Source organism: Lentzea atacamensis (assembly GCF_003269295.1).
Classification (GTDB): Bacteria; Actinomycetota; Actinomycetes; order Mycobacteriales; family Pseudonocardiaceae; genus Lentzea; species Lentzea atacamensis.
Genome location: NZ_QLTT01000001.1, coordinates 797,611 through 824,496 on the forward strand (window position 1 = coordinate 797,611; position 26,886 = coordinate 824,496).

The 26,886-nt window shown below is 70.5% G+C and carries 8 protein-coding genes; 3 read left to right on the forward strand and 5 right to left on the reverse strand.

Translation table 11 applies throughout. The annotated features are described in order from the left end of the window. Positions 1-139: 139 nt before the first annotated feature. The gene (locus tag C8D87_RS03945) at positions 140-13,042 is read right to left on the reverse strand and encodes a coiled-coil domain-containing protein (RefSeq protein WP_146771613.1); all 12,903 of its coding nucleotides are present in this window, start codon (positions 13,040-13,042) and stop codon (positions 140-142) included. 1,465 nt (positions 13,043-14,507) lie between these two features. On the opposite strand from C8D87_RS03945, the gene C8D87_RS03950 reads away from it, so the two are divergent. Then, positions 14,508-14,954 (forward strand): hypothetical protein, encoded by a 447-nt coding sequence (locus tag C8D87_RS03950; protein ID WP_146771614.1) that lies wholly within the window; start codon positions 14,508-14,510, stop codon positions 14,952-14,954. Here C8D87_RS03950 and C8D87_RS03955 read toward each other — a convergent pair. From C8D87_RS03955 to C8D87_RS03965, 3 genes are all read right to left on the reverse strand, one after another. Next, a complete protein-coding gene (locus C8D87_RS03955) occupies positions 14,951-16,795 on the reverse strand; it encodes a WXG100 family type VII secretion target (protein ID WP_112225561.1) in 1,845 nt (614 codons plus the stop codon). The two genes, C8D87_RS03950 and C8D87_RS03955, sit on opposite strands and share 4 nt — an antisense overlap. Before the next feature lie 13 nt (positions 16,796-16,808). Then, a complete protein-coding gene (locus C8D87_RS03960) occupies positions 16,809-17,300 on the reverse strand; it encodes a YbaB/EbfC family nucleoid-associated protein (protein ID WP_109639611.1) in 492 nt (163 codons plus the stop codon). 86 nt (positions 17,301-17,386) lie between these two features. Continuing rightward, entirely contained in the window at positions 17,387-19,753 is a 2,367-nt protein-coding gene (locus C8D87_RS03965) for an ATP-binding protein (RefSeq protein WP_112225562.1), read from the reverse strand. A gap of 407 nt (positions 19,754-20,160) precedes the next feature. Between C8D87_RS03965 and C8D87_RS03970 the strand changes: the two genes are divergently transcribed. Together C8D87_RS03970 and C8D87_RS03975 are read left to right on the forward strand one after the other, a co-directional pair. Continuing rightward, positions 20,161-22,599, forward strand: coding sequence for a glycoside hydrolase family 95 protein (locus tag C8D87_RS03970; protein ID WP_233441891.1), 2,439 nt, complete (start codon positions 20,161-20,163; stop codon positions 22,597-22,599). Between the two features lie 143 nt (positions 22,600-22,742). Next, the gene (locus C8D87_RS03975; protein ID WP_112225563.1) at positions 22,743-24,044 is read left to right on the forward strand and encodes a jacalin-like lectin; all 1,302 of its coding nucleotides are present in this window, start codon (positions 22,743-22,745) and stop codon (positions 24,042-24,044) included. 3 nt (positions 24,045-24,047) lie between these two features. Here the strand turns inward: C8D87_RS03975 and C8D87_RS03980 are convergent, their stop codons facing one another. Next, the gene (locus tag C8D87_RS03980; RefSeq protein WP_112225564.1) at positions 24,048-26,789 is read right to left on the reverse strand and encodes a beta-L-arabinofuranosidase domain-containing protein; all 2,742 of its coding nucleotides are present in this window, start codon (positions 26,787-26,789) and stop codon (positions 24,048-24,050) included. Between the last annotated feature and the right edge of the window lie 97 nt (positions 26,790-26,886).

A 26,886-nucleotide genomic window follows, 5' to 3' on the forward strand; every position in this document is an offset into this window, starting at 1 on the left:
TGCGCTCCGATCGGGCACAGTACGTGATCTTCATTCAATTTTGAAGAGGTTCTTTCAACGGTCAGCAGAAGTGTGATCGCCTCGCCACCAGGATGTTTGCGCGATCAAGCTTCATCCGGACCGCTAACGGTTCGCAACGCTACGTGTGCGGCCGGTAGGTGGCCTGGCCGTTCACGACGACCAGGTCGACCTCCACGGAGCTCGGGCTGTGCCCGCCCAGCGGCGCGAGCACGACCGGCGGCCCGCCCTGGTGGATCACCACGTTCACACCGAGGTGACTCGCGATGAGGTGCCCGAGCAGGTCGCGCGCGTTGCCCGCACTCGTGTTCTCGTTCTCGCTGGGCCGCAGACTCCAGTTGAGGTTCTCGACCAGCGCGCCGTTGAGGTGTCCCGGCAGCATCGGCCTGCCGGCAGCGAAGTCTGTCGCGGCCCTCGCCACGTTCGGATCGTTGGCGGCCTTGTTCACCACGTGCTTGCGCAACGTCGCCGCGTCGCCGCGCGTGACGTACGCGACGGCGGCATACAGCCCGTTGGGAGTGACCGGTGGCGGAGCGGGTCGTGCGAGGACGTCGTTGGCGAGGTACCGCAGGGTGTCGGCGGTGGGGTCGGGTGGCGCGGGCGGGGAAGCCGGCGCGCTGTCCATGTCGTCGTCGAGCATCACCATGTCGACGAGCTCCTGCCGCAGATCGGCGATCCGCTGCTCGTCCAGCCGCCCGAGGCCGGGTTCGAGCTCGGCGCGATGCCGCCGCACCAGCTCGGTGAACCCGCTCGCGGTGTCCGTGCCGTCGGCGGCGATGAGCCCCGCGGTGGAGAACACCTGGTACACCCACGCGGCCTGGTCCGCCGTGTCACCGGCCGGCGCCGGCCGTTCTGCGATGGCGTCGGAGAGCGGCGGCGGACCCGTGATCGCCGCCAGCGCGACCTGCTGGGCGAAGTTCGTGGCGCGGTTGTACCCCTTGTCGTGGTTGAAGATCTCCCCCGCGAGCACCTCAGCGTCCTGGGTCAGCTGCGGGGTGTTGTTGATCGTGTCCCACAACTGGTGCGCCCAGCTGCCGAACGCCGCCCGGCCGGCGTCCGAGTCGAGGTCCGCGAACGCCTCCCGTTGCGCCGTCTCGATGATCGGGCGCTCGAACTGTTGGATGAACGCGTCGGCCACGGCGTCCACACCGAGCTCGCGGATCAAACCAGCGACCTCATCAGTCCTGGTGTCCAGCACCACCGACGCCCGCAGCAGGTGCAGTCCGGCCTCGTGATGGACATACTGCTGAGGATTCGACCACAGAGCACTCTCCACCGACCTCATCAACGGCGAAGCGTGCTCCATCGCACTCGACGCCAACTCCGCCAGCTGATCGGTCGCAGAGACCGGCACGTCCTCGTCGACCATCCCGTACGACTGCAGCTCCTCACGGAGCTCCGCGGTCAGCCGGTCGGTCAGCTCAACACCGATCCCCGCCGCCAGTTCGGCCCGATTGTCGTTGACAGCGGCCGTGAACTGCTCCGGGCTGACACTCGCGTCCGCAGGGATCAGCTTCGCGTCCGCCAGCACCTGGAACAACCACATCGCCTGGGCGGACGGGTCGTTGTCCGGGCGGCCGCGGCCGGCGACCGCTTCCGCGAGCGGCGGGGGTGGGATGAGGGTTTCGAGGATGCGGGCCTGCGCGAAGTTGGTGGCGCGGTTGTAGCCCTTGTCGTGGTGGAAGACGTGGTCGGCGAGCGCGTCGGGGTCCGCCGCGAGCTGCGGCTGGTTCTCGATGGTGTCCCACAGCTGGTGCGCCCAGGTGGTGAAGGCGTTGCGCGCGGGTTCGGTGCTCAGGTCGGCGAACGCCTCGCGCTGGGCCGTTTCGATGATCGGGCGTTCGAACTGGCGGATGAACGCGTCGGCCACCGCGTCGGCGCCGTGCCGGTCGATGAGGTCGCCGACCTCGGCGGTTCTGGTGTGCAGCACCACGGATGCCCGGAGCAGGTGCAGGGCCGCCGCGGAGTTGACGAACCTGCGCGGGTCCGACGCGAGCACGTCGTGCACAGACCTCATCAGCGGTGAGGCGTCTTCCATCGCTGTCGTGACCAGTTCCGAGAGCTGGTCATCTGCTGTGGCGGCGTGGTTCACGGGGGCGAGGTTCACGTGGAGATCGGCGGCATTGGGCCGCCCCGGTGCCACCGTGATGTCGACCGCGATCTCACGGGAGAGCAGCTCGGCGACGCGCGCGGCGTGGTCGCCGGTGATCTCGACGACCGGTGCCGGGAGGCCCTCGGCCGCGCGGGCCGCCTGCAGCCCGGCGAGCCGTTCGGCCATCCTTTCCAGCTCCACCAGCTGGTGGAACGTCAGGGACGTGCTGCCCGCGGGCAGCTCCAGCGACAGGTCGGGCAGCGAGGCAGCGGGCACCGGCGGTGGCTCGGCCTCGGGTGACGAAGGTTCAGGCGAGGCCGGTACCGCGTTGAAGCGGCCGACCTCCTGATCGACGACCTCCTTGGCCTGCCACCACGCCTGCTGCGCCCGTGCCGCCTCCGCCCGAGTCCGTTCCACCTCCGCCTCGGCTCGCACGATCTCCGCTCGCAGGTCCTGCTCGGCGCGCACCGCCTCCGAATGCCTGGCTCGCGCGGTGTCCCTGGCCAGCGAGGCCTGCCGCAGTCCCTCCTCGGCAACGCGCAGCGCCCCCTCGGACGCCTCCGCACGAGCCTGCGCGGTACCGAGGTCGACGACGGCCTCGCTGTGAAGGTCCCTGGCTCTGGCAGCCAGCTCGGCGGTGCGCGCTGCCGTGGCCATGGCGGCCTGGTGTTCCCGCACCGCCTCCTGACGCGCCTCCGCAGCATCACGGATCTCCGACTGATCGGAATCGGCACGCGCAGCCTGCTCACGGGCCGTTGCCTGGTCCACGTCGAGCCGCGCGGCCAGCGCCATCTGCTCGGCGAGGGTGGCGTTGAGCTCGTTGGAGCGCAAGAGGTCCGCCGCCTCGTCCACCGCGGATTCCGCCCGTGCCAACGCCTGCACTGCCTCGTCGCGCTGCTGCCGCGCGGCGCCGAGCCTGGTCGTCGCGTCCGTGACGTTCTGTTCGGCGATGGCGAGTTCAGCCGCGCGCGTGGTCACGTCGGTGGTGGCCTGCGCGAGCTGCGGGGCGAGATCGTTGATGGTCGTCTGGGCGGCGTGCCGGGCCTCGTCGGCGGTGACTTCCGCTTCACGCCAAGCCTTCGCGGCCTCGTGCACGCCGGTCTGCGCCGCGTCGAGATCGTCGGGCAACGTCCGGCCCAGGACGGTTTCCGCGTCGGCCGCGTGCATGCGGACCTGCGCCGAACCCGGCACCTTCAGCTCGACGACGCCGGTGCGGCCCTTGCCGAGGTCGGCCACGACGCGGTATTCGACGTCGTAGCCGACGAGACCCGTGCGGCCCTCGGTCTTGAGGGTCGTCGCCGGGTTGTGCGTGGTGCCGGCCGACACCGCCGCGCTGTCCTCGGACGCGTGCCGGATCTCCGCACCGGCTGCGGAGAACCCGATGTCGGGCTTCTTCGACGTCACGCCACCAGGCGCCAGCGCCACTGTCACGTCGTGGGACTCAGTCCGCTTGGCCTCGCTCGACGTGGCTCCCACGGTCGAGCGGGCTTCGGACACCGCTACGCCGTCGCTCAACGCCTCCAGCCGGGGGTTCACCAGCCTCGCGTACACCTTCACCCGCGCGTGCTGGCTCGTCGTCAGCGACGCCTCGCGCAGGCCGGGCACCTCGAACGCGCCGTCCAGCATTCCCGGGAGGTTGGGCTGCAACGACTCCAGCGCCAGCCCCGACCGCAAGGCGTTCATCGCCCCCGTGCCCTTGCCGGTGATGCCGGTGTTCGCGCCCGCGCCTCGCAGCGCGCGGACGGCCGCGTCCTGCAGGAGCTGAGCCCCGCGCAGGTTCTCGACCGAGGCGAACGGGGGCAGCTTCGCCGACGTCTCCTGCCATTCGCGTGCGCTCGCGGGGGTACCGTCCTCGGCGGGCCGGGTCGTGGCGTGCGAGGTCAACGGCACCGGATCCGCCGTGGTCTTCTGGTTGTCGGCGTGCACGCGGACGGCCATGCCGACCTGGCCGCTGGTTGCCCGTCCGATCTCCTTGCTGCCCTTCTCGACCACGAGCTCGAACGTCACGGGCACCGTGTAGCGGGCAGCGGGACCAGAGGCGGCGCGGGTCTGGCCGAGCTGCTTCGTCGTCGACTCGGTCGACGAGTACGACTGGGCCTGGCCCACGTTCACCGCCGCCGCCCCGCCGACCGTGGCGGACACGTTGGCGTCACCGGTCTTGGGCAGGCCCGAACCGGGCACCTTCAGGCCGGCGCCCCAGCCGGTTCCTCCACCGCTGGTCTTCGTGACGACCTGCGTGCCCGTTGAGGTGTGCTCGATGTCGACACCGTCGTTGACCGCGCCCTGGAACACCGGTTCACCAGGAGTCGCCTTCAGCGTGACCTGGTAGGTGTCCTTGCCGAACACGCCCGGATCGTGCACCAGCAACGGGATGCCGCCGTCCAAAGCGCTGTCCACCAACGCCTTCACGCTCGCGTCCGACGTGAGATCGGTGAGCCGCCGCAGGTTGTTCATGGAGTCGTCGAGAACCGACTTCGGCAACAGGTTCTTGCCGAGCTTGCCCAGCTTCTCCCTCAGCTGCGGCACCAGGTCCGACAGGTCCGGCGCCTGTTCCACCAGGCCGAGTCCCAGCGCGGAGGACTCACCCGGCCGCAGCGTGGACGGTGGCGCCATCGTGCCCTGCTCCACCGGTGCAACCGCAGCCTCGACCGGCGGCAGCACACCCATGTCCCGCGCGACGTCCTCGCTGACCCGGACGAACACACCGCCCGGCAACGTGACGACGGAACCGGCGACGCTCGTGGAGCCCTTGCGGACGGTGTTGCTCGCGCGGCTCTCACCGACGACGGTGACCTCGGCGTCGAGCTGGACCAGCACGGTCCGGCCCGTGGCGGGCATGACCCTGTTGCGGTCGACGCTGCCGGTGGCCTCGGTGCCCGTCGTCTTCGTCTTGGACCACGGCGTCCACTTCGCGGTGGCGCCCAACGCCGTCGACCCCACGGCGCCCTTCGTCGGCCGCATCGGCGTGTTCAACCCGGCCGTCACGTCGACCGAGCGCGAGTCCGTTCTGCTCTCCCCCGCCTTGAACCCACCCGCGTGCGCGGCTTCCACGCCGACGTCGTCCGAAATCGACACGAGCTTCGGGTTGCTCAGCCCGACGGCCATACCTACTGCACCCACCCGGTCGGCCACGCGCCGGCCGTACTTGAGGCCGCCCTCGGTCATCCCCTTGCCGACCAGCGTGGGCAGGTTCGCCTTGATGCTCTCCGGGCTGAACAGCTTGTCGATCCGGTTGCGCGCCTCGGTTCCGGGGACCGTCAACGCCGTGTCCCCGCTCGCGTTGAGCGCCGCGATCGCCGCATCCCGCACCGCCTCCGTGTTCGCCACGGCCTCCACGTGCAGCGACGGCCACGCCCGCGGCTTCGGCGCGGTGAGCAGCTGCTGGATCGTCGGCGGGTCCGGGATCGCCACCGGCGCGGACGGCGTCCCCGGTGCGAATGCCGCGGGATCCGTCGACAGCGTCGAGCCGTCCGACACCCACAGGTTCACCTGACCGCTGATCTCCCGCAGGTTCACCCCGGTCTTCGCGATCGTCTTCGGCTCCGGCACCTTCAGCCACGGCGATCCCGGCGTGAGTCGCTTGACCCACGCGCGGTTGCGGCTGAACCTCGTGACCTCGACGTCGAACGTCACGTCGTGCTGGAACAGCTGCGCGTTCGGGCTTCCCCCGGTCGACCTGGTCGCGCCCACTGTCGGGCCCGCCGAGGTCTTCACCGCGGTCGTGCTGGTGTACTTCGCGCCCACCGACGGCGTCGGCGTCGCCGTCGTCCGCTTGTCGCCGGACGGAATGACGACCTTGGCCTCGACCCCGGCGCTCCAGCCCTTCTGGGTGGTCGTCGCGCTGTCCAGCTTCGGACCGGTGCTCGCCGAACCGCGCACGTTGCGTTGCTCCGCCTGGCCCAGGTGGACGGGGTTGGTCAGCCGCGCCTTCACCGTGACGTTGATGAAGTCGTTGGTGGCCATGCCCTGACGCTTCAGCTGCACCTGCACACCGGCACCGAGCAGACTGTCCATTTGCGACTGCAGTGCCGCCGGCGACAGCTCGGTCGTCAGCTTGCGCAGGTTCTCCGCCTGGTCGGCGAGATCCTGCATGTTCCTGCCCGCCTTGCGCGGATCACTCGCGGCGTCGGCGAACGACGGCAGGAACTTCTCGAAACCGGGGATGCCCCGCAGCGCGCCTTCGACCTGGCTCTGCACTTCGGCCGCGGGTTCGAACGACCCGACCTTCACCGCACCGGCGGCGGCCGCGCTCGTGAGGTACGGAGGCGGGAACTTCGGCTCCGGGGTCGGAACCACGAGGTCGGTCGTGGCGTCCGCCGGCACCGGCAGGTTCGCGGCGCCCGCCTCCGGCAGGCCCGCACGCAGGTAGCCCGTCGCCGTGACCGGAATCGTGGTGCCGTGCGGAGTCTGGAACTCCAGCCGCATCTTCGTCCGGTACAGGCCCAGCTCACCCTTGACCTGGATGCCGGTCTTCACCGACGCGCTGGTGCCCGCGCTCGACGATTCCGTGGTTCGCGCGGAATAGCCGACGGTGGCGGTGGCCGAGCCGCCGACCTTGCCCTTTGCCGTGGCACCGCCGCCGACCGTGACGCTGGCGTCGAAACCGCTCTTCGTCGCCGCACTCAACCCGGTGCTGATGGCCGCGGACTCGTGCACCCGCAGGTTGGCCGAGGACGTGGTGCCGACGAGCTCGACACTCACCGGCACCGCTCGCATCCGGACCACGCCACCACGACTGCCGTGCGGGCTGCTCAGATCCGGCGACACGACCCAGCCGTTCAACGCCGCACCCAGGTTGTCCCGAATCGCCGACGGCGACAGGAACTCCTGCAACGCCGTCCGACCCGGCGCACCCAGCTTCGTCACACTCGGATGCAACTGCCGCGCGATGTCCTCGAACGCCTTCGCGGAGTCGAGATCGGTGACGGCCTCCGGCGCCGCGTGTTCCGGCGTCCTGGTCCAGGGCGTCTCGGACAGGCCCGGATCCGCTGGGGTGATGGCGATCAGGTCGCCGGGGATCTGGAGACCCACCTCCTGCGTCACCTCGACGTGCGCGCCGACCTGGTTGCCTCGCGCGTCGGTCAGCGTGACCCGGTACGTGACCGGCACCTGCGCGCCGAACGCCTCGTCGGTGGAGCGGATCGCCCGCTGATCGGTGGTGGAGGTGCCCGTCGTCGCGCTCGTGACCGGCCGGGCCAGTGCTGCCTTGCCCGCCACCGTGCCCGTCGCACCGACCGCCATGCCGAGGGTGACGGCACCGCCCACATCCCCTGCCGTGCCGATGGTTCCGGTCTGTGTCGTGGTGTTGCCGCTCTGCGCGGTGAAGTCGACCTTCGTCTTCGGGGTGAGGTCGGTCGTCGTGCTCGTGCCCAGCGTCGCCGTGACGTTGGCTTCGAACCAGTCCTTGCCGACCTTGATCTGGAAGTTGCGGCCGTTGCCCAGGAACGACTCGAAGTTCTGGCTCAACGCGGGCGCGATCTGGTCCACGCCGCGCGGGGTGACGCCCACGCGCTGCGGGAGCAGGCCGGCAACCGCCTGCTCGATCTGCGGGCCGCCGTTCACCTCGACGGCGGCGATGGTGCCGAGCGCCGCGCTGTCCTGGAAGAACGAGGGGAGCTGGCCTGCCACCGACGCGTCGGTGGCAGGCACGAAGTCCTCGTCGCTGAGCGAGGCGTCGTCAGCGGGCAGGAAGTCCGCCGAGGAGTCAGATCGGGCGGGGCTCACCGGCGGAGAGGACGGTTCGGGCTGGGCCGACGTGCTGGGCTCGGCCGATGTCGCAGGCGGTGCGGGAGGAGCAGGTGGGGCGGGCCTCGACGGCGTCGCAGCGGCGTCCGGTGCAGTCCGAGGTGCCGGGGCGGTTCCCGGCGGGTCCAGCCGGGTGTCCGGGACCATCACCTGGCTGTTGGCGATGCGTTCGATCAGCCACAGGTGCCTGGGCAGCAGAGCGGGGTCGGGCAGGTAGAGGTCGGTCCCCATCATGCCGCCGTCGTCGGTGTGCATGCTGGACCGCGACTCGCGCGCCAGGAACACTCTCGTCGCGTCGACGTACTCGTCCGGCGCGCCCAGGTAGTGCAGCATCTCGTGCGCGTACACGCCGGGGGTGGCGGTGGGGTTCCACTCCAGCTGGTTCGAGTGGACGTCCTTCACCTCGACCGTCGTGTGGGTGTCAGCCGCGTTGTCGGTGAACTCGACGTTGAGGTGGAACTGGTCGCCGCTGGGCAGCCGGTAACCCCGGTTCAGCAAGGAGTTCACGCCGTCGTGGGTGTTGGCGCGCACCTGGTCCAGCACGGCGGGGTCAACGCCGGCCCCCGGCTTCAGGTGGACCTTGACCGTGTACTCCTGGACGAACTCCCCCGGGCGGACCTCGATCCGGCGCAGGTCGTAGTTGACCAGCGTGCGGTACATCGAGATGTTCGACGGCGTGCTGTACGTGGTGACCCCGGCGATCTCCGTGTCCACGGTGCGCGCGTGAGCGCTCTCGCGAAGGTTCTGCCACATGTCCGGCGACGCCGGATCGTGGGGGGCGAACCAGTCCGCCGTCGCCGCCGAGCTGTGCCGCCACGACTCGTCGTCGATGACCTTCCGCGCCGGCGACGGCGTCCGGGCCGGCGGTGGCGACGTCTTGCCGTCCGGCCGTTTGAGCTCCCAGTCCACCCGGACGTCGGCACCTGTCTGCCGCCCGGCCACCACCTGGACGTCGACCAGTCCGCCCAGCTGTGCCGTGAGCAGCTGGCTGACCGTCCGCGCGTGCGGGCCGGACACCTCGGCCTTCGGCGGCAGGTAACCCAGGTCCGCGCGTGTGGTCGCCGCGTCCACGAGGCTGCCGGCCAGCGTGCGGACCTGGGCCGACTGCTCGGCGGTCAGGCTGGTCGCGCCCGGCTCGAAGTCGAACGACAGCTCCACCGGTGCCGTCCGCGGGGCGGGTGCGCTGGTGTTCCCGAGGCGTGCCCGGTGTTCCCGGATGGTCGCCGGGTCGCGGAACATGTCCGACAGCGCCGCCATCTTCGCCGCGGCGTCGCTGACCCTGCCATCCTTGGTGTACTCGAAGTGCCTGCCGTCCGGGGTCTTCGTGATCCCGTCAGGACCTGTCTCGAACCGGTTGGTGAACGAGTTCGGACCATGGTGGTCGACGCCCTTGCGGTCGACGTACGTGCTGTGCGTGGTGTAGGAGGAGAAGTCCGCCTGGTAGTACTGATGGAACTCCTCAAACAGCTTCTTCGCGTTCTCCGGCCGGGCATCCGGGTCGATCTTGACGGTGAGGTCGTTCAGGAACTTGAAGGTCTCGTCCGCGGTGATCTTGTTGCGCAGGTAGAAGCCGAACGGGTCGGAGTCGACGATCGCCCTGGCGGCCTTGAACTCCCTGTCGTTGTTCCACAGGCCGCGGTAGCGGTCCATCATCTCGACGGCGAGCTTGTGCTCGGGTTCGCGATCGTGCCGGCCCTGGCCGTCGCCGAACTGGTTCTTGGCGTTGACCTTCTCGATGTCGTGGAACAGGATCGCCTTCGCCAGCGCGTCGACGGGCAGGAACCGCGTGTCCGGGTTCTCGTTCGCGGTGAGGTCGAGGAACTGCCCGAGCACCATCTGCGAGTGCTCGTAGAACGTGTAGACGCCCTTGGCTCCCGGCTCCCGGAAGGGCTTGTCCTGCACCTGGGTGGCGACCTCGTCGAACTTCGGGCCCAGCTCCGGGAACTGGCCGATCAGCTCCTTGACCGCGGTCTCCGGGTTCCGCGTGCCGGCGATGGTCCTGCTCAGCTGGTCGCCGGCCTGCCGCTGGCGGGCGAGCTCCGCGGGACGCTGCTGGTTCCACTCGTGGAAGGAGTTCGGGAACGGTGTCTCACCGTACTTGCGGGTGTTGAAGTCGATGGCCATCCGATCGGAGTCGGCTGACATCAGCGCACCGATCTCGGCCTGGGTGGCGATACCGGGCACCTTGGCCATCAGCGCGTCGACCGCGGCCGGGTCGACCGGGTCGAACTCGAACCCGGCCAGTTTCCGCTCCGCACGCGTCTTCGCGTCGTGTGCGACGGCGTCGGCCACGTCGTCGCGGAAGTTCTGGTCGACGAGCGCCAGCGCCGGGTCGTTCTTCAGCGCCGCGCTGGTCGCGGTCTCGAGCTCCGGCAGCACCTCGTCACGCACCACGGCCCGCAGTTCGTCGGGCTGCGTGGCGGCGAGATCCTTGCCGGTGAACGAGTTCAGCGCCTTGGTGGTCACCTTGGCGAGCACCTGCTTCTCGGCCACGTCGGCAACCAGGTTCTTGTCGATGCGCGGCGAGGTCGACGGGAGCTCTCCGTGAGCGATGCGCGCGCCGATGAGCTTGCCGAACGCGTTCACCCTGTTACCGCCGAGCCAGCTCGCCTTCCTGCCGCCGCCCTCGGCCGCCGCGACCGCGACGAGCGGACCGAGTTCCTGCTTCAGCGTCTCCAGCTGCTGACTGTCGATCTTGTCCGGCACCTTGCGGCGGTTGAGCTCGCCGAGCACGTCGGTGAGCTCGCCGAACTGCCGGCCCAGTTCGTCGCGCATCCGGTTGCCCAGAGCCCGTGCCACCTCGCTGCGACTGTCGTGGTCGAGCAGCGCGAGGTCCGGATGGTTCGCGACCCCGGCCTCGAACTCGGCGGCAACCGGCCCGATGACCTCGTCCGCGAACACCTTGAGCTTGCTGTTCTTCGGCCGGTACCCGTTCTTCATCAGTGAATGGAAGTCCGCCCTGGAGGACAGGCCGGACGACCTGATGTTCTTGACGGCGCCGTCGATCTTCTTCGCCGCGTCCGCCGCCGCCTTCGGCACAACGTTCTCACGCAGGACCTTCTCGAACGCCTCCTGGTTCACGGCGGGCGCGTCCGTGCGGGCGAGGTGGTCGCGCAGTGCCGGGCCACCCGTCGACAGCACGTCGGTGGTCACCTTGCTGACGTTGGTGGCCGCAGGGCCCACCTCGTTGAGGAACTGGTTGAGCCGCTCCACCCGTGCCTCGAACCCGGTGTCCTTCGGCGGCGGCGCGTCCCGCCGTGCCGTGGGGAAGGTGTCGGCGTCCGGTTCGATGAGGGCGAGGGGCACGCGGCCAGCAGGGTCCTGTTTGGACTGCATCCACGTCAGGTGGTGCTCCCGCAGCTGGGTCGCCATGTCGTGCAACTTGGTGGCGTTGTTGAGGAAGCCCACCTTCCACGCCCCGCCGTCCTTCTCCCACTGCAACCACGGGTCGTAAGCCTTGCCCAGGACGTCACTGCGGAAGTCGGGGTCCAGGCCCAGCCGCTGGTAGAGCTCCGAAACGGGCACGATCCGCCCCGCCTGGTCCGGGAAGTCGAACGGCAGGGCCGAGTCGGCCGGATAAGTGGTCAGCGAGCCGGGCTCGGCATGCTCCATCAGCTGGTTGTAATGCTCACCGCCGATGCCGAACTGGTTCGACTCCCCTCTCACGTCGACGTTCATCGAAGGTGCTTCACCTTGTCCGAGCTCGATCGTCGCACCACTCGTGATCTTGTTGTAGACGTCCAGCGGCACCAGGTACGACCGCAGCACCGGCCGCAGCGGTGCTGACGACGGGTCCTTCGGGTTGGAGGGCTTGCCGCCATCGGTCGCTGCGTACTTGGCGAGCCACTGCACCGCTCGCAGCGGACGACCGGCCCCCGCCCACAGGTACGATCCCTTGCCCTTGGCGAACTTCAGCTCGCCGCTCCGCGGATCCTGCTGGATGTCCTTGAAAGCCGTGTCTCCGCTGAGATCCACGGGGTTCACCACGGCGGTGTAGAGACGCACGTGGTGACGACCCGCGATAGTCTCGATCTCGAACTCGCCGCGGTGCAGCGTGTGCCACGCGCCGTTGAGCTCGAGCTTGGTGGGCCCTGGATACGACACCCCGGGCCGTCCGATGTGGACACTCTCCCTGGTGGCCGCGTACCGGGTGCTGCCATCGGGCGCTTCGCTCGCCACGAGGTGCACCGGCCGTCCGGTGACCGGTCCGAAGGAGGTGAACTTCCCGTCCACGCCGAGCGCGTGCACCCGCGCGTCGGCGGCCCGCGCGATGTCGTCCGGCGTGCCCCTGACCTGGTTCACCAGCGCCTGCCGCGCGTCGGGGTCGGCGGGGTGCAGCGTCATGGCGATCGCGTTGGCGAGGCTGGTTCGCTCGTCGGCGCCGGGAACCGGCACCGCCTCGAGGCCGTGCAAGTCCAGCATCTGCTCCACCGGGTCGGATGGTGCGGGCGCCGCTTCGCTTTCGGTGTTCGAGGGTTCGGGTTTCGTCTTCGGGGTGACGTTGCGTGGTGCGGCCGGGGCCGGGAACGCGGCCAGTGCCGCGGGTGCGGCGGGCTGGGAAGGGATCGGTGGTGCGGTCGGCTTGGCTGGTTGTGGCGCGTCCGCCGGCACACCGGGCTTCGTCTGCTGCGGCACGGCAGCCGGTGCTGCGCTCGGCTGTCCAGTCACGCCGTGCACCGCGGCGGCCGGTTTCGGCGTCTGCCCGGAGGTCGGCGGGGTGGCGCTCGGCTGAGGCCCGCCACCCGGGTTCACCGCGGACGGCTGCGGCGCGCCTGTCGCGGGAGTCGTGCCCGGCTGCGCGCCAACGCCAGGCGCCGCAACCGCCCCAGGCTGACGTGAGGGGCCCGCCCCAGGCGTGCCGGTGCCCGGCTTCGTCCCGGCGTCCGGCGGAGTGCCAAGGGCCTGGACACCGGGTTTGGCCGACGGCTGTGCCGCGACACCTGACGCGGCCGAGCCGGGTGGCACCCCGGTGGCGCTGTCAGGTGCGAACGGCTTGCCCGTGGTCTGCGGACCGGCCGCCGGCGATGCGCTGTGGACGTCCGGGGTCGACGGCCTGCCGGGAACCGCGGGTGCAGCCCTGAGGCCGCCGCCGGCGACCGCACCTGACGTCCGTCCAGGCGCAGCGGGTCCGGTGGCCGGATCGGCCTTCGCACCAGGCGCGACCGCACCCGGAACCGACGAAGACACCCCAGGCACACCCGATGCCCGACCCGGCACAGCAGGACCAGCAGCCGGATCAGCCTTCACACCAGGCGCAACCGCACCCGGAACGGACGGGGACACCGCGGGCCCACTCGAGCCGGCCCGGCTGCCTGGCGTTCCCGCGGAACCGCCGGGCGTCGCTCCTGCCGCAAGCCCACCGGGCTGCGTGGGCTTACCGCCGGGGACCCCGGCCGGGCTGCCGACGGCCCGGTCAGCCGCCGGGCCGCTCGTCCGGGCGTCGGGTCCGGCCAGGCCGCCGGGCGCCGAACCGGGACCGACGCCACCGGGTGAAGTGCCGGGTCGCGTCCCGGGTCCGTTCGTGCCGGTGGGAGTGGCAGGTGCCGCGAGACCACCCGGACCAGCGGGGCTCCCGAGTCCTGCCGGCTTGCCACCGGGTTTCGCATCTGTGGTTGCCGGACTGCTGGTGCCCGACGGGCCGCCCCTGACCGCGCTCGGGGTGTCCGGCCGGTTCTGAACGCCGGAACCACCCGCGGACGCGGAGGGATCGGAGCCCTTGCCAGCGCTCGCGGCCGCCGGAGTGTTCACCGCCCCCAAGCCGCCGGGCGCCGTGGTTCGGGCCGGTCCGCCCGGTACCTGGGGCGCTCCTGCGGGTGTGGCACTCCGGGTGCCGGATCCGCCTGGGCCGCCCGCACCTGTCGGAGTGGGTGAGGCGGCCGAGGAGGCAGGTGCCGGTCCACCAGCGGCGGCGTCTTTGCCAGTGCCGACAGCAGGTGCACCGACGCTCAGCCCCGCCGGGCCTGCGGGGACCGGTCCCTTTCCGCCCGTCGCTGACGGTGTCGGCGAGACCGTCGGGCCACCAGCAGCCGCAGCCCTCCCAGGACTCACGCCAGGCCCACCGGCAGCGGCCGGCACCCCGGGGCCACCCGCAGCCGCCGCCTTGCCAGGCCCGGCACCAGCATCGCCCTTGACCACAGGTGCCCGGCCAACCGCCGGACCACCAGCGGACGCCGCCTTCCCGGGTGCTGTGCCAGGCCCACCCGCGACCGTCGGTGCCTGCGACGCCGCCGGAGCGGGCGCAACCGCAGGCTTGCCCGGCACAGACCCAGGCCCGCCCTTGACCGTCGGAGCCTGCGATACGGCCGGACCGCCAGCAGCCGCCGCCTTCCCAGGCCCGGCGCCAGGCCCGCCTGCAACCGTCGGCACCGAAGGCCCAGCCGACGCGGCCGCCTTGCTCGGCGCGGCACCAGTTCCGCCCTTGACCGTCGGAACCTGCGCCACCCCGGGGCCAGCAGCAGCCGCCGGCTTCGCCGCACCCGCTCCCGCCCCGCCCGCGATCGTGCCCGGTTTCGACACAGCCGGCCCACTCGACCCAGCAGCCTTCGCCGGCCCCGCACCAGCCCCACCAGCAATCGACCCGGGCTTGGACACAACCGCACCACCCGGCCCAGCAGCCCGCCCCGGCCCAGCTCCAGGCCCACCAGGCGGCGGCTTGACGTTGGTCGTGGGATCGAGGGCCTTCAGCGAGGAGGCGTTGTGGGCGTCGGCGTTGACGGTGGTGGCGGTGGTGGCCTTGAGTCCGGATTGGACGTTGCCGAACGCCTTGGCGCCCGCATCGGCCTGCGCGACCGCCTGGTCGTTCGAGGCGTTCAGGGCCGGGACGGCGAACAGGCCGATCGGGCCCAGGGAGTTCGCGCCCAGGTTGAGGCCGCGCAGGCCGCTCGAGATCGAGGACAGCCGCGACTGCAGGTCTCCCGCGTTGCTCTGGAGGCGCTGCATCGAAGAGTCGTTCATGGAGAAGCCGGAGTTGCCGGTGGGGCCCGCGCTTCCCGTGGGTGGCGGGGGCGGGGCAGGCTGGGACGGCGCCGGATTCGTGGAAACGGACGGGTTGGGGTTGACGTGCCCCTTGGCCATTGCCGGTTCTCCAGGAGACGACTAGTGCTTCACGGGCGGGCTGGACGTGTCCGGGGTGCCGGGAGCGGCATCGGGGGCATTGGAGTCGCCGAAGGCGCCGAAGAACTCGTCGCCCTTCACCGCGTCCCCGTAGCCCGTGCTCGCGTTCACCTTGCGGGCGTGCTCCAGAGGATCGGTCGGCTCCGCGGCGGGGGCACCGCCTGGCCGCCCAGCGGCCGCCTCCCCCGCCGTCCTGGCCTCGGCCGCCCTGTCCTCCAGCGTCTTGCCCGCCGACTGGGCCTCGCGCGAGGCCTGTTCGGCTGCCTTGATGTCCGCTTCGGTGCCGGACGCGAACGCCTTGGCGTTGGCCTCGGCCGCGGCCGCGTTCTTGGCCATGAAGTCGGTGTTCGCCTTCTCGTAGGCCTCGTTGGCGGCCTTGGCGGCGTCGTTCTTCGCGGTCAGTTCGGGGTCGGCCTTGCCGCCGGTCTCCTTCAGGTACTCCTCGTACGCCTTCGCCGAGGCCTCGTCCGCCGGCTTGCCGTCCTGGAGCGCGCTGTAGCTGGCCTGAGCCGCATCACTCAGCTCACGCGACTCGCGGGCCACGTTCGCCGCCGCGTCCACGGCCTTCGCCTTCGCGGCGTCGTACTTCGCGTCGGCGGCGTCGTACTTCTGCTTGGCCGCGTCGTACTCGGTCCTGGCGGCGTCCGACTTCGCCTTGGCCGCGTCGAACTTCCTCCTCGCGGAGTCGTAAGCGGACTGGTCGCCGGACTTGGCGGCGCGGTTGACCGCTTCGGCCGCGCGGTTGGTTTCCTCGGACGTGCGGTTCAGCTCACCGGTCGCGCGGTTCAGGTCGCCGGCTGTGCGGGTCACGTCGGTGGCCGCGGCCTTGGTGTCGGTGGTCGCCGCGGACAGGTCGGCGTTGGCCTTCGAGACGTCGTCGGCCTGCCTCGACTCGGCGTCCTTCGCGGCCTGGTACCTGGCCGACGCCTCCTCGCTCTTGTCGTGGACCGCGTCGAGCTTGTCCTGCGCGGCGGCCTGCTGCCGAGCCTTGTCGATCGTCTCGTCGACGCCCTGGTAGGCCTGGCCGACGGCGTAGGTGATCTCGGCGGCGTCGGCGGCGTTGTCGAAGCGGTCCCAGCCCTTGCCGACCTTCGCCATCACGCCGTCGAGATCGCCGACGCAGCCCATCAGCTTGGCCAGCGCGGCGATGACGCGCTTGACCTTCGAGCCGAGCGTGAGGGCCAGCTCGGCGGCCTCGCGGGCGATCTGGATGCCGGCGTAGGCCAGCGACCCGCCGAACGTGAAGATCGCGCCGGCGAGCCCGATCGCCGCGTTCGCGGTCACGGAGCCGATGAACTGGGCGATCGCGTCACGGATGATGTCGCGCAGGACCGAGACGATCGTGCCCATCATCGCCACGACCTTGGCCTTGCCCTCGACCGCGCCGGCCAGGCTGTCGAGCTCCTTGCCCATCGTGTCCATGCTCGTCTGGAACTTCTCCGACGCGGCACCGGTCCAGCCGTCGAAGGTCGCCAGCGAACTGCGGTGGTCCTCCGCCAGCACACGCAGCTCCGCGGCCTTCGCCTTGGTCGCCTCGACGTTGGCCTGGATGTCCTCCGGATCGCCCAGCACCTCGTCGAGCAGTTCCTTCAGGATGCTGATGTGCTCCATCATCCAGCCGAAGGCGGAGCCCAGCAGCGAGCCGAACGGGTCGACGACGAGCGAGACCGTCGAGGCCACAGCGCCGATCGCGTTGAACGCGAGGTCCAGTTCGCTCTGCGCCTGTCCGGTGATCGAGTCGATCAAGCTGTCGTAGGACTCGATGAAGAGGGTGCCCTTGTACTTGTCCTTCTCGTCCATGTTGACCAGCAGCGGGTTGTCGCTCATCGCTGGATTCCCTTCACCACGGCTGGTTCTCGTCGTCGTCCTCGTCGTCCGCCGGGCGACGGCCACGCACCGGAGGCGCCTGGGCGGGCGCCGGTTTGGTCTCGGCGACCGGCTCGTCGTCTTCTTCGATCTGCTCGAGGGCGTGCGTCTCGTCCGGCTCCGCGTCCTCGTTCGCCTCGATGACGTCCGTGATCATCTGCATCGTCTCTGTGCCCTCACCGATCGGCCGGAACACCTCGACCACCTGCGCCGACGCGTTCTTCTGGGCCTGCCGCGCGGTCTCCAGGATCAGCGCGGTGAGCCGGGGAGCGCCGAGCTCGACCGCCCTGTGTCCCAGCTGGAGGTTCGTCAGGCCGCCGTTGGGTCCGACGGTGACCGTGACCGCACCGTCCTTGCTGGACGCGGTTCCCGACACGGCCGCGAGGTTCTCCTGCGCCTCAGCGGCCTTCCGCTGCAGCTCGGCTGCTCGGGCTTCGAAGTCGTTGACCCACGCGTACGGATCCAAGGCAGCCTCCTGTGGCGACACACCAGTGCACCGTGGAGTCCACTTGATCTCGCCAACGGCAGCCCAACGTCACACCAACGCGGGCCTCACGGCGCGGTGCGGCGCTCGGTCACCCAGGCCGCGAGCTGCGTGCGCGACCCGAAACCGAGCTTCTGCAGGATGCGTTCGACGTGCCCTTCCGCGGTCCGGCGGGCGATCACCAGGCGGGCCGCGATCTCCTTGTTGGACAGTCCGTCCGCGACCAGCTCGGCGACCTGCCGCTCACGCCGGGTGAGCGGGGTCGGCGGCGCCGCGGGCGGTGGCGTGGCGTCCCGCTGCTCCTCGAACGCGAAGGCGAGCACTTCGTCCAGCGTGAGGCTCCGGCCGGAGGCGAAGGCCTCGGCGAACGCCTCGTCACCGATCGCCTCGCGGATCCGGCGGGCACACGCGTCGTGATGAACGACCAGGTGCCGGTAGGAGGCGATGGAGGCACCGATGTCGGCCCAGCGCGCGGTCGCGGCACCCAGCAGCGTGCCGGCCCGGCGGTGACGCCGCTGACCGGCGGTGATCCAGGCCAGCAGCTCCAGGCACAGCGCCGTGCCGTACCGGTCGTCGGCGCCGCAGCCCTGTTTGAGCCGAAGGCACTCGAGAGCCCGCTCGGCGGCCTGACGCAGGTCCTCGCGGAGCCAGGCGCCGAGGGCGACCTGCCAGATCACGAACGACCGGTCGAGACCCGACTCCCGCGACTCGACGATCGACATCATCTCCTGCACGCAGGCATCGGCGCGGTCGAGGTCACCGGACAGCGCGGCCGCCGGCCCCAGCGTGAGCAGGACGTTCAGCGGCAGGTCCAGGTCGGGTTCGAGGTCCGGCAGCACGGCCACGGCCGCCTGGGCGCTGGTGAGAGCCGCGACGGCGAGCTGCAGGTCGTTGGCGTGCAGCGCGGCCAGCCCGCGCAGGAAGGCGGCGCAGGCCAGGACGACCGGAGCGCCAGCCTCCCGAGCCAGTTCCTCGCTCCGTTCCACCAGCCGCATCCCGCTGACGGTGTCGCCCTGCCAGAACGCGAGCTGACCTGCGACCACGAGCGCCCGCGCCCTCAGCACGGTCCGCCCACTGGTCTGGGCGAGCGCGCGGTCCAGCCAGCGCCTGCCTTCGGTGAGCACGCCCCCGGCCCGCCAGTGCAGGCGCGGCACGGTGACCGCGAGCCGCAGCGCGGCCTCGGACTCGCCCGGTTCGGTCAGGCAGAACTCCATCGCCACCCGCAGGTCGGGCTGCTCACGGCAGAGGCGGGCGAGCCAGTACCCGTGCTGGTCGGTGATCGCCTCGCCGCGCGCCCGGTCCAGCAGGCCCTGGTACCAGTCGCGGTGCCGCCGTCGCAGCAGCGCCTCCTCGCCGGACGCGCGCACCCTGTCCTGGCCGTAGCCGCGGATCGTCTGCAACATCCGGTACCGCGCCGCCGCGCCTGACGCGTCGTCGCGCACCAGAACCGACTTGTCCACCAGCGCGGCCACCAGCTCCGGCAGGTCCGCCTCCGGCACGTGCTCGTCCGTGCAGACGCCCTCGGCCGCGTCGAGCTCGAACCCGCCCGCGAACACCGACAGCCGGCTCCACAGGATCCGTTCCGGTTTGGAACACAGGTCGAACGACCAGTCCATGCAGGCCCGCAGCGTCTGCTGGCGCTCCGGCGCGGTGCGGCTCCCCCGCGACAGCAGGGCGAACCGGTCGGTCATCCGCTCGAGAATCTGCTGCGGGGTGAACACGCGCAGGCGCGCGGCGGCCAGCTCGATCGCGAGCGGCAGCCCGTCGAGCACCTCGCACACCTCCGCGACCGCGCGGTGGTTGTCGGCGGTCAGCTCGAAACCGGGCACCGCGGCCGCGCCCCGCGCCACGAACAGCGCCACCGACTCGCACCGGACCAGCTCCGCCCGGCTCGTACCGGAGTCCGGGACGGGCAGCGGCGGCACCCCGTACACCACCTCGCCGAAGATCCCGAACGGTTCCCGGCTGGTCACGAGCAACCGCATCTCCTGGCAGCCCCGCAGCAGCGCGTCGGCGACGATCGCACAGCACGGGATCAGGTGCTCGCAGTTGTCCAGGATGAGCAGCAGGTGCCGGCCCCGCAGCCACTCCACCAGCGCGTCCAGCGGCGACCCGTTGCCCGGCTCCGGCTGCTGCAGGGCCGAGCCCACGAGGTACGCGAGCACCTCGGGCCCCTGGATCTCCCGGGTGAGCAGCCTGGTGTCGCGCAGCTGCGTCATGTCGACGAACCACACCCCGTCGGGGAACGCCCGCCGCAACGCCGTGCCCGCCCGCAGCGCCAGCCTGGTCTTGCCGGTACCGCCGACGCCGGTGAGCGTGACCAGCCGTGACTCGCCGAACAGCCGCTTGACCTCGTCGAGCTCGCGCCGCCGGCCCACGAAGCTCGTCAGCTCGGCGGGAAGGTTCCCGGTGGTGGTCCGCCCGGTCGTCCGCATCGTCCCACCTCGCCCCGTCGCGAGCCGCCGTCGAGCCCATGAGACCGGAGCGAGGCGAGCCGGTCAACGGGCTCTGGACCACCGATCTCATTGACACGCAACACTTTTGGCCCAATGTGGCGAACCGGTCTGTCCGAGCGGCCGATGCTGTGGAAGCATCCGAGGGTTGGGCTGCATCCGCGGTGCGGATCTCGGGCGTCAACGAGACGACGACCGCGTCGGCGGCGCCAACACCGATGCCTGCGCGACCGACCACAACGGACCACGGGGGCGCGACTGCCCGGCCTTCAACGCGTTCGATAACAGGCAATTTGTGAGCGATCCGATCTCTTGATCCGATCCCGCGCACACCACCACGCTGGGGTGATCACCGAAGAGTCGCCCGTCCTGCCGACGAGGAGCCAGCTGTGGCGAGCAGATCGACATCCGCGAAAGTCTCCCGCCGGTCGTTCGTCGCCGGCACCGCGGCCGCCGCGATGGCCGGCGCCACGACCGGTCGGGCTGAAGCAGACCCCGAGGCCGAACAGACCGCCCAGGCCGGCCTCACCCTCTGGTACACCGAACCCGCGGCCAACTGGGAGTCGGAGTCGCTGCCCATCGGCAACGGCGCGCTCGGCGGGAGCGTCTTCGGCGGCGTGGCGAGCGAACTGCTGCAGTTCAACGAGAAGACGCTGTGGACAGGCGGCCCTGGCTCGCCGGGGTACGACTTCGGCAACTGGAAAGCCCCGCGGCCCGGCGCCGTCGAGGAGGTCCAGCGCCGGATCGACGCCGACGGCAGCGCCGACCCGGAGTGGGTGGCGGGCAAACTCGGTCAGGCGAAGACAGGGTTCGGCGCCTACCAGTCCTTCGGTGACCTCGTGCTGACGCTCCTACCGGCCCCCGGCACGGTGAGCTCGTACCGGCGGCACCTCGACATCGCCGAAGCCGTCGCCGGGGTGCGCTACACCTCCGGCGGCGTGCGGTACACGCGCGAGTACTTCGCCACCGCACCGGACAACGTGATCGTGGCGCGGCTGACCGCGGACCGGCCGGGCCGGATCGGTTTCACCACGGCGGTGCGCACGCCGTCGAACCGCACGGCGACGATCACCTCGCGGGCCGGTCGCATCACCCTGACCGGACGTCTCACCGACAACGGGTTGAGGTTCGAGTCGCAGGTCCAGGTGATCAACCAGGGCGGTACCCGCACCGACAACGCGGACGGGTCCGTGACCGTGCGCGGTGCCAACTCCGTGGTGCTGGTGCTGGCCGCCGGCACCGACTACGCCACCCGCCATCCGGTCTACCGCTCCGGTGTGCACCCGCACAACGCGGTCACCCGGCGAACGGACCGGGCAGTCGCGAAGGGGTACGAGCGGCTGCGTGCCGACCACGTCTCCGACCACCGGAAGCTGTTCGACCGGGTGCGCCTCGACGTGGGTCAGCAGATGCCGGACATCCCGACCGACGAACTGCTGCGCCGCTACCGCGACGCGAACACCCCGGCCGCACACCGGAAGGCGTTGGAGGCGTTGCACTTCCAGTACGGCCGCTACCTGCTGGTGGCGTCCTCCCGGGGCGGGTCGCTGCCCGCGAACCTGCAGGGCGTGTGGAACAACTCGACGTCGCCGCCGTGGAGCGCGGACTACCACGTGAACATCAACCTGCAGATGAACTACTGGCCGGCGGAGACCACGAACCTCGCGGAGACCACGGCACCGCTGTTCGACTACGTGGACTCGCTCGTGCCACCCGGTGAGGTGACCGCGCGGCAGATGTTCGGCAACCGCGGTTGGGTGGTGCACAACGAGACCACGCCGTTCGGGTTCACCGGCGTGCACGACTGGGCGACGGCGTTCTGGTTCCCGGAGGCGGGCGCCTGGCTGGCCCAGCACTACTACGAGCACTACCTGTTCACCCGGGACGAGTGGTTCCTGCGGGTGCGGGCCTACCCGATGCTCAGGTCGCTCGCCCTGTTCTGGATGGACGAACTGGTGGCCGACCCGCGGGACGGCGCGCTGGTGGTGAACCCGAGCTACTCCCCTGAGCAGGGCCCGTTCTCCGCGGGCGCGTCGATGTCGCAGCAGATCGTGTGGGACCTGCTGACCAACACCGCCGAGGCCGCCACCGCGCTCGGCGACCACGAGTTCGCGGCCCAGGTCAAGTCCACCGTGGACCGTCTCGACCCCGGACTGAGGGTCGGCTCGTGGGGCCAGCTGCAGGAGTGGAAGAAGGACTGGGACGACCCGAACAACACCCACCGGCACGTGTCCCACCTGTTCGCGCTGCACCCCGGACGGCAGATCACGCCGCAGGACGACCCGGCACTGGTCGCCGCGGCACGGGTGTCGCTCACCGCGCGCGGCGACGGCGGCACCGGGTGGAGCAAGGCCTGGAAGATCAACTTCTGGGCACGGCTGCTGGACGGCGACCACTCCCACAAGATGCTGTCCGAACTGCTCGCGACCAGCACGCTGGACAACCTGTGGGACACCCACCCACCGTTCCAGATCGACGGCAACTTCGGCGCCACCGCGGGCGTGGCGGAGATGCTCCTGCAGAGCCACCGCGGCGTGCTGGACCTGTTGCCCGCGCTGCCGAAGTTCTGGGACACCGGCTCGGTCACCGGGCTGCGGGCACGCGGCGACGTGACGGTGGACATCCGATGGGTGAACGGAAAACCGGTCCGCGTCCAGCTCACCGCGGGCCGGAGCGGACCGTTGACGGTGTCGAGCACGTTGTTCGAGAACCGCTACGAGGTGCTCGACGCGCGCACCGGCCGCAAGGTCGAGGTCCGGGGTGAGGGCGGTGTCATCACCATCGACGCCACCTCCGGAACCACCTACCTGGTACGCGCACTGGCCTGAGCGGTGAACAACGCGCCAACTCCGTCGATTCGACGTCGATTTCGACAACGGTCGGGGAACGGACGCTGTGTTAGCGCTCACAAATCGTGGATCATCGTGCCGCGTTCCCGTGTTGCGGACGCTCCAACCCTGCGAGGAGCAGCATGCGACGATCCACCCTGCTCGCCATCCCCGTCGTGCTCGCGACGCTGGTGCCGCCGACGGCCACCGCCGCGACCGGCGGCAGCTTCGAGGTGCTGACCTACAACGTGGCCGGGTTGCCGGAGGGCCTTTCCTCCGGCAACCCGGCCGTGAACACCCCGTTGATCAGCCCGCGACTGGCGCCCTACCACGTCGTCAACGTCCAGGAGGACTTCAACTACCACGCGGCCCTGTACGCGGGCGACAACCACGCGCACCGCACGCCGACGAGCGGCGGAGTGCCGTTCGGCAGCGGCCTGAACACCTTGTCCCACCTGCCCTACAGCGACCTCGCGCGCACGAAGTGGTCCTCTTGCAACGGCACGGACTGCCTGACTCCCAAGGGCTTCACGTACAAGCGGGTCAAGCTGGCCGACGGCGTGCACGTCGACGTCTACAACCTGCACCCGAACGCGGGCGTGGAGAACGCCGACCTCGCCGCGCGCCGGTCGAACATCACCCAGCTGTCGCAGTACATCGCCGCGAACTCCGCGGGCAACGCGGTCATCGTCATGGGTGACACCAACACCCGGTACACCCGCGAGGCCGACAACATCCGCGAACTGGTCACGACCAACGGCCTGACCGACGCGTGGGTGCAGCTGGAACGCGGTGGCCAGGCACCGGCGGCGGGCAGCCCGGCGCTGGTGTGCGACCCGGCGGTGGTCACCGACTCGTGCGAGGTGGTCGACAAGATCCTCTACCGGGGTAACCGGCAGATCACCCTGACCGCGCGGGACTACCGCAACGACAACACGAAGTTCCAGGACGCCCAGGGCAAACCGCTGTCCGACCACTACCCGATCGCCACCCGGTTCGACTGGGCCGCCGACGACGGCATCCGGCTCAGCCCCGAACTCGGTGGCCCGCACGGCACGCCGTTCACCGACCTCGCCGCCGTCGACCTGGGCGCCGTGCGCTCGCTGACCCTGCGCGGTGGCAGCAGGCTGGACCAGGTGTCGCTCACTCTGGCGAACGGCAGGACGTTCACCCACGGCGGCAACGGCGGTACGGCAACGACGCTCACTCTCGAACCGGGTGAGCACCTCGTGTCCGCGAAACTGAGCCAGGGCAAGTACAACGACCACACGCGGGTCTTCTCGGCCGCGTTCACCACCAGCCGGGGACGCACGCTCTCCGCCGGTCAGCCGACCGGTGAGACGATCACCGTCACCGCGCCGGCCGGATGGCGCATCGCCGGGTTCACCGGCCGGTCGGGCACCGAGGTCGACCGGCTCGGCGCGATCTTCGTGCCGGCCTCGTGACACCTACCTGATCGGTGCGTTGCGGGCCGTGCGGATGACACGGTCGTGGTCGGCGACGGACATCAGGCCGTCGCCGACCCACCGCCGCGCCACGGCCGTCACCCGGTCCAGGAACACGCTCCTGGAGGAGAACGGCGCGGCCACCCACACCTCGTCGAGGAACGTGGCCCCGTCCGCGCGCACGGGGTTCGCGACGCCGGAGTCCACGCCCGCGAACACGATCTTCGGCTCCACGCGGCGGAAGTACGAGTGGAAGGCGTCCTCGGTGCCCTCGAAGAACGGGGCCAGCGCGACCTCACCGAGCCGGAAGTGCAGCGGACTGCCCGCGATCGGCTGCAGGTTGCCCGCCAGGTCGCCGGACAACGCCGCGCGCCCGTACAGCCCGAGCTCCAGGAAGTCACGCCGCGCATCACGCGCAACCAGGTGGATCGGGCCGTACATCAGCGACTGCACGAGAGGCTGGTCAGGAGTGCGCTCGGCCCGCAACGCGAACGGCATGCGCACGCGCACAACGTCTCCGTCGCGCCACGACCGGGACAGCGTCACGTAGGTGCCGGGCAGGGCGTCCAGCCGCTGCCGCACGCCGTTGACCGTCACGGTGAACTCCCCCGCCCACGCGGGCACGCGCAGGCTCAGGTCGAACCGGGCGCGGCCGGTGATCCGCAGCGTCGTGCCCTGCTCGACCGGGAAGCCGGTGGTCTGGGTGACGGTGACGCCCTTCCACTTCAGCACGGACGGGCTGTAGAGGTTCACGTACAGCCGCGAGTCGTCGGCCGCGCGGAAGTACACCGAATCCTGGTACTTCGTCGCGCTCTCCATGCCGGTGCCCTCGCAGCACGTCGTGCCCTGCTTGGGGGTGAAGTCGCGGACGGCACCCGGAGTGAGGCCGATGAAGTAGGTCATCAGCGGCAGCTCGGCGTCGGCACGGTCCTGTTTGGAACCGAGGATCTGGTTGTAGAGCGCGCGTTCGTAGTAGTCGAAGTACTTCGGCGACTGCTCGTGCAGGAACAGCTGGCGGCTGAGCTTGAGCAGGTTGTGCGCGCAGCAGGTCTCCGCCGACGTGTCGCTCAACCCGCCGGCGACGATGTTGCGCGCCCGCCAGAACTCGTCTGTGCTGGTACCGCCGATGCTGAACATCCTGGGCGGGACGACCATGCCCCAGAAGTTCCTGGCCGCCAGCCAGTACCGCTGCTCACCGGTGGCCTCGTAGAGCCGCAGGAGGCCGGTGAAGATCGGGATGTGCTGGTTGGCGTGCAGGCCTTCGAGCACGTCGCGGTTCTCGGCGCACGCGGTGATCAGCGAGTCGAGGTCGAAGAGCCTGGCCAGCTCCAGGTGCTTGCCGGTGATCGCGTGCAGGTCGACGATGGCCTCCACGAGGCCGCCGTACTCGCCGCTGGAGAAGATGCCCCACATCCGCTGACGCACCTCTGCGGGCAGCTTGCTCAGCCGCGAGAACATCCAGTCGCACAAGCCGTCCGCGAGGTCGAGGGCCCGCGTGTCCTGGGTGTTGTGGTAGGCGTCGACCAGGCCTTTGAGGATCTTGTGCGCGGTGTAGTAGGGCGCCCACACCACCTGGTAGTCCGGGCGCGTCATGGTTTCCAGCGTGATGAACTGCGTTTCCGGGTACGCGGCGAGGAAGCCCGGGTGGCTCGGACCGCCCCAGGTGCGGCGCAGCGTGGCGTGGCGGTCGCGTCCGGACGCGTCGGCGAACGTCCCGCCGGTCGTCTCGTCGAACGCGTAGGAGCTCAGATCTCCCTTGAGGGACGCGGTGATCTCGTCCGCGCCCAGTGCCCGGGAGAAGAGGTTCACGTCGTCGAGGGCGCCGGCGAACACCGGGTCGCCACCGAAGTGGGACCGCCCCAGCCAGTGGTGCGCGAGGGTGCCGAGTGCCGCCGGGTTGACCGACATCGCGGTGTTCGTGCCGGCCTGGACGCCGTTCACGTACAGCGTGCCGGTGGTGCCCGCGATCGTCACCGCGACGTGGCTCCACTCGTTCAACGGCAGCGGTGCGGTGCCGTTGATGCCCTGTTCGGCACCTGGGCCGTTCAGGGTGATGGCGAACCGCGGCACACCGTTGCCGTTGCGAGCAGCCAGGTACAGGTAGCGGGTGGTGTCGTTGCCGAAGTCGAAGATCCGCGTCCAGTTCGCGTCGTGCGACGGCCGGACCCAGGCCGTGAACGTGAACGTCGCGGGCAGCGGTTCGGCCGGAAGGTCGATGTACTGGTACGAGCCGCGCACCTGCTCCACCGCGCGGCCGGACTTCCCCGGCACGCTCAGCACCTGGGGATCACGGCGCAGCGCGGCCCGGCACTCGCTGAGCGCGCCCAGCATCGTGCGGATCTTCTCGAGGTACGCGGTGTCGCCGGTGCTGCCGTACGCCTGGGCCAGCATCGACAGGAAGTGCCCGGTGTAGTGGCCGCGCAGGTTGCCGTTCGCCTCGCCGTCGAGACCTTCCCAGCCACCGGGCGCGACGGCGCCCAGTGTGTCCAGGCCCGCGTTGGCGCGGAACACCTGGAGCAGCCGGTTGACGTCGTAGCCGCGCGCGTAGGCGAGGACGAGGTCGCGCTTCTTCGAGAAAACGCCTTCGGTCAGCGCCACTTCGGACAGTTCGAAGGGACGCAGGCCACCCGGCGCGACAGCTTCCGGTGCCGCCATCGCCTCTCCCGCCGCCACGCCGAGCAACGGCGCGGCGGCGGTCAAGGACGCGGCCCTGAGGAAGTCCCGCCGCGCGAACCCGTTCACCATGCGCCCACTCCTCACGCGAAAATGTGAGCGCTAACATAGGCGGCCTGCCCACAGGCGTCAACGGTTGCAGCGATCAGCGCTCCAGCCGGGAGACACT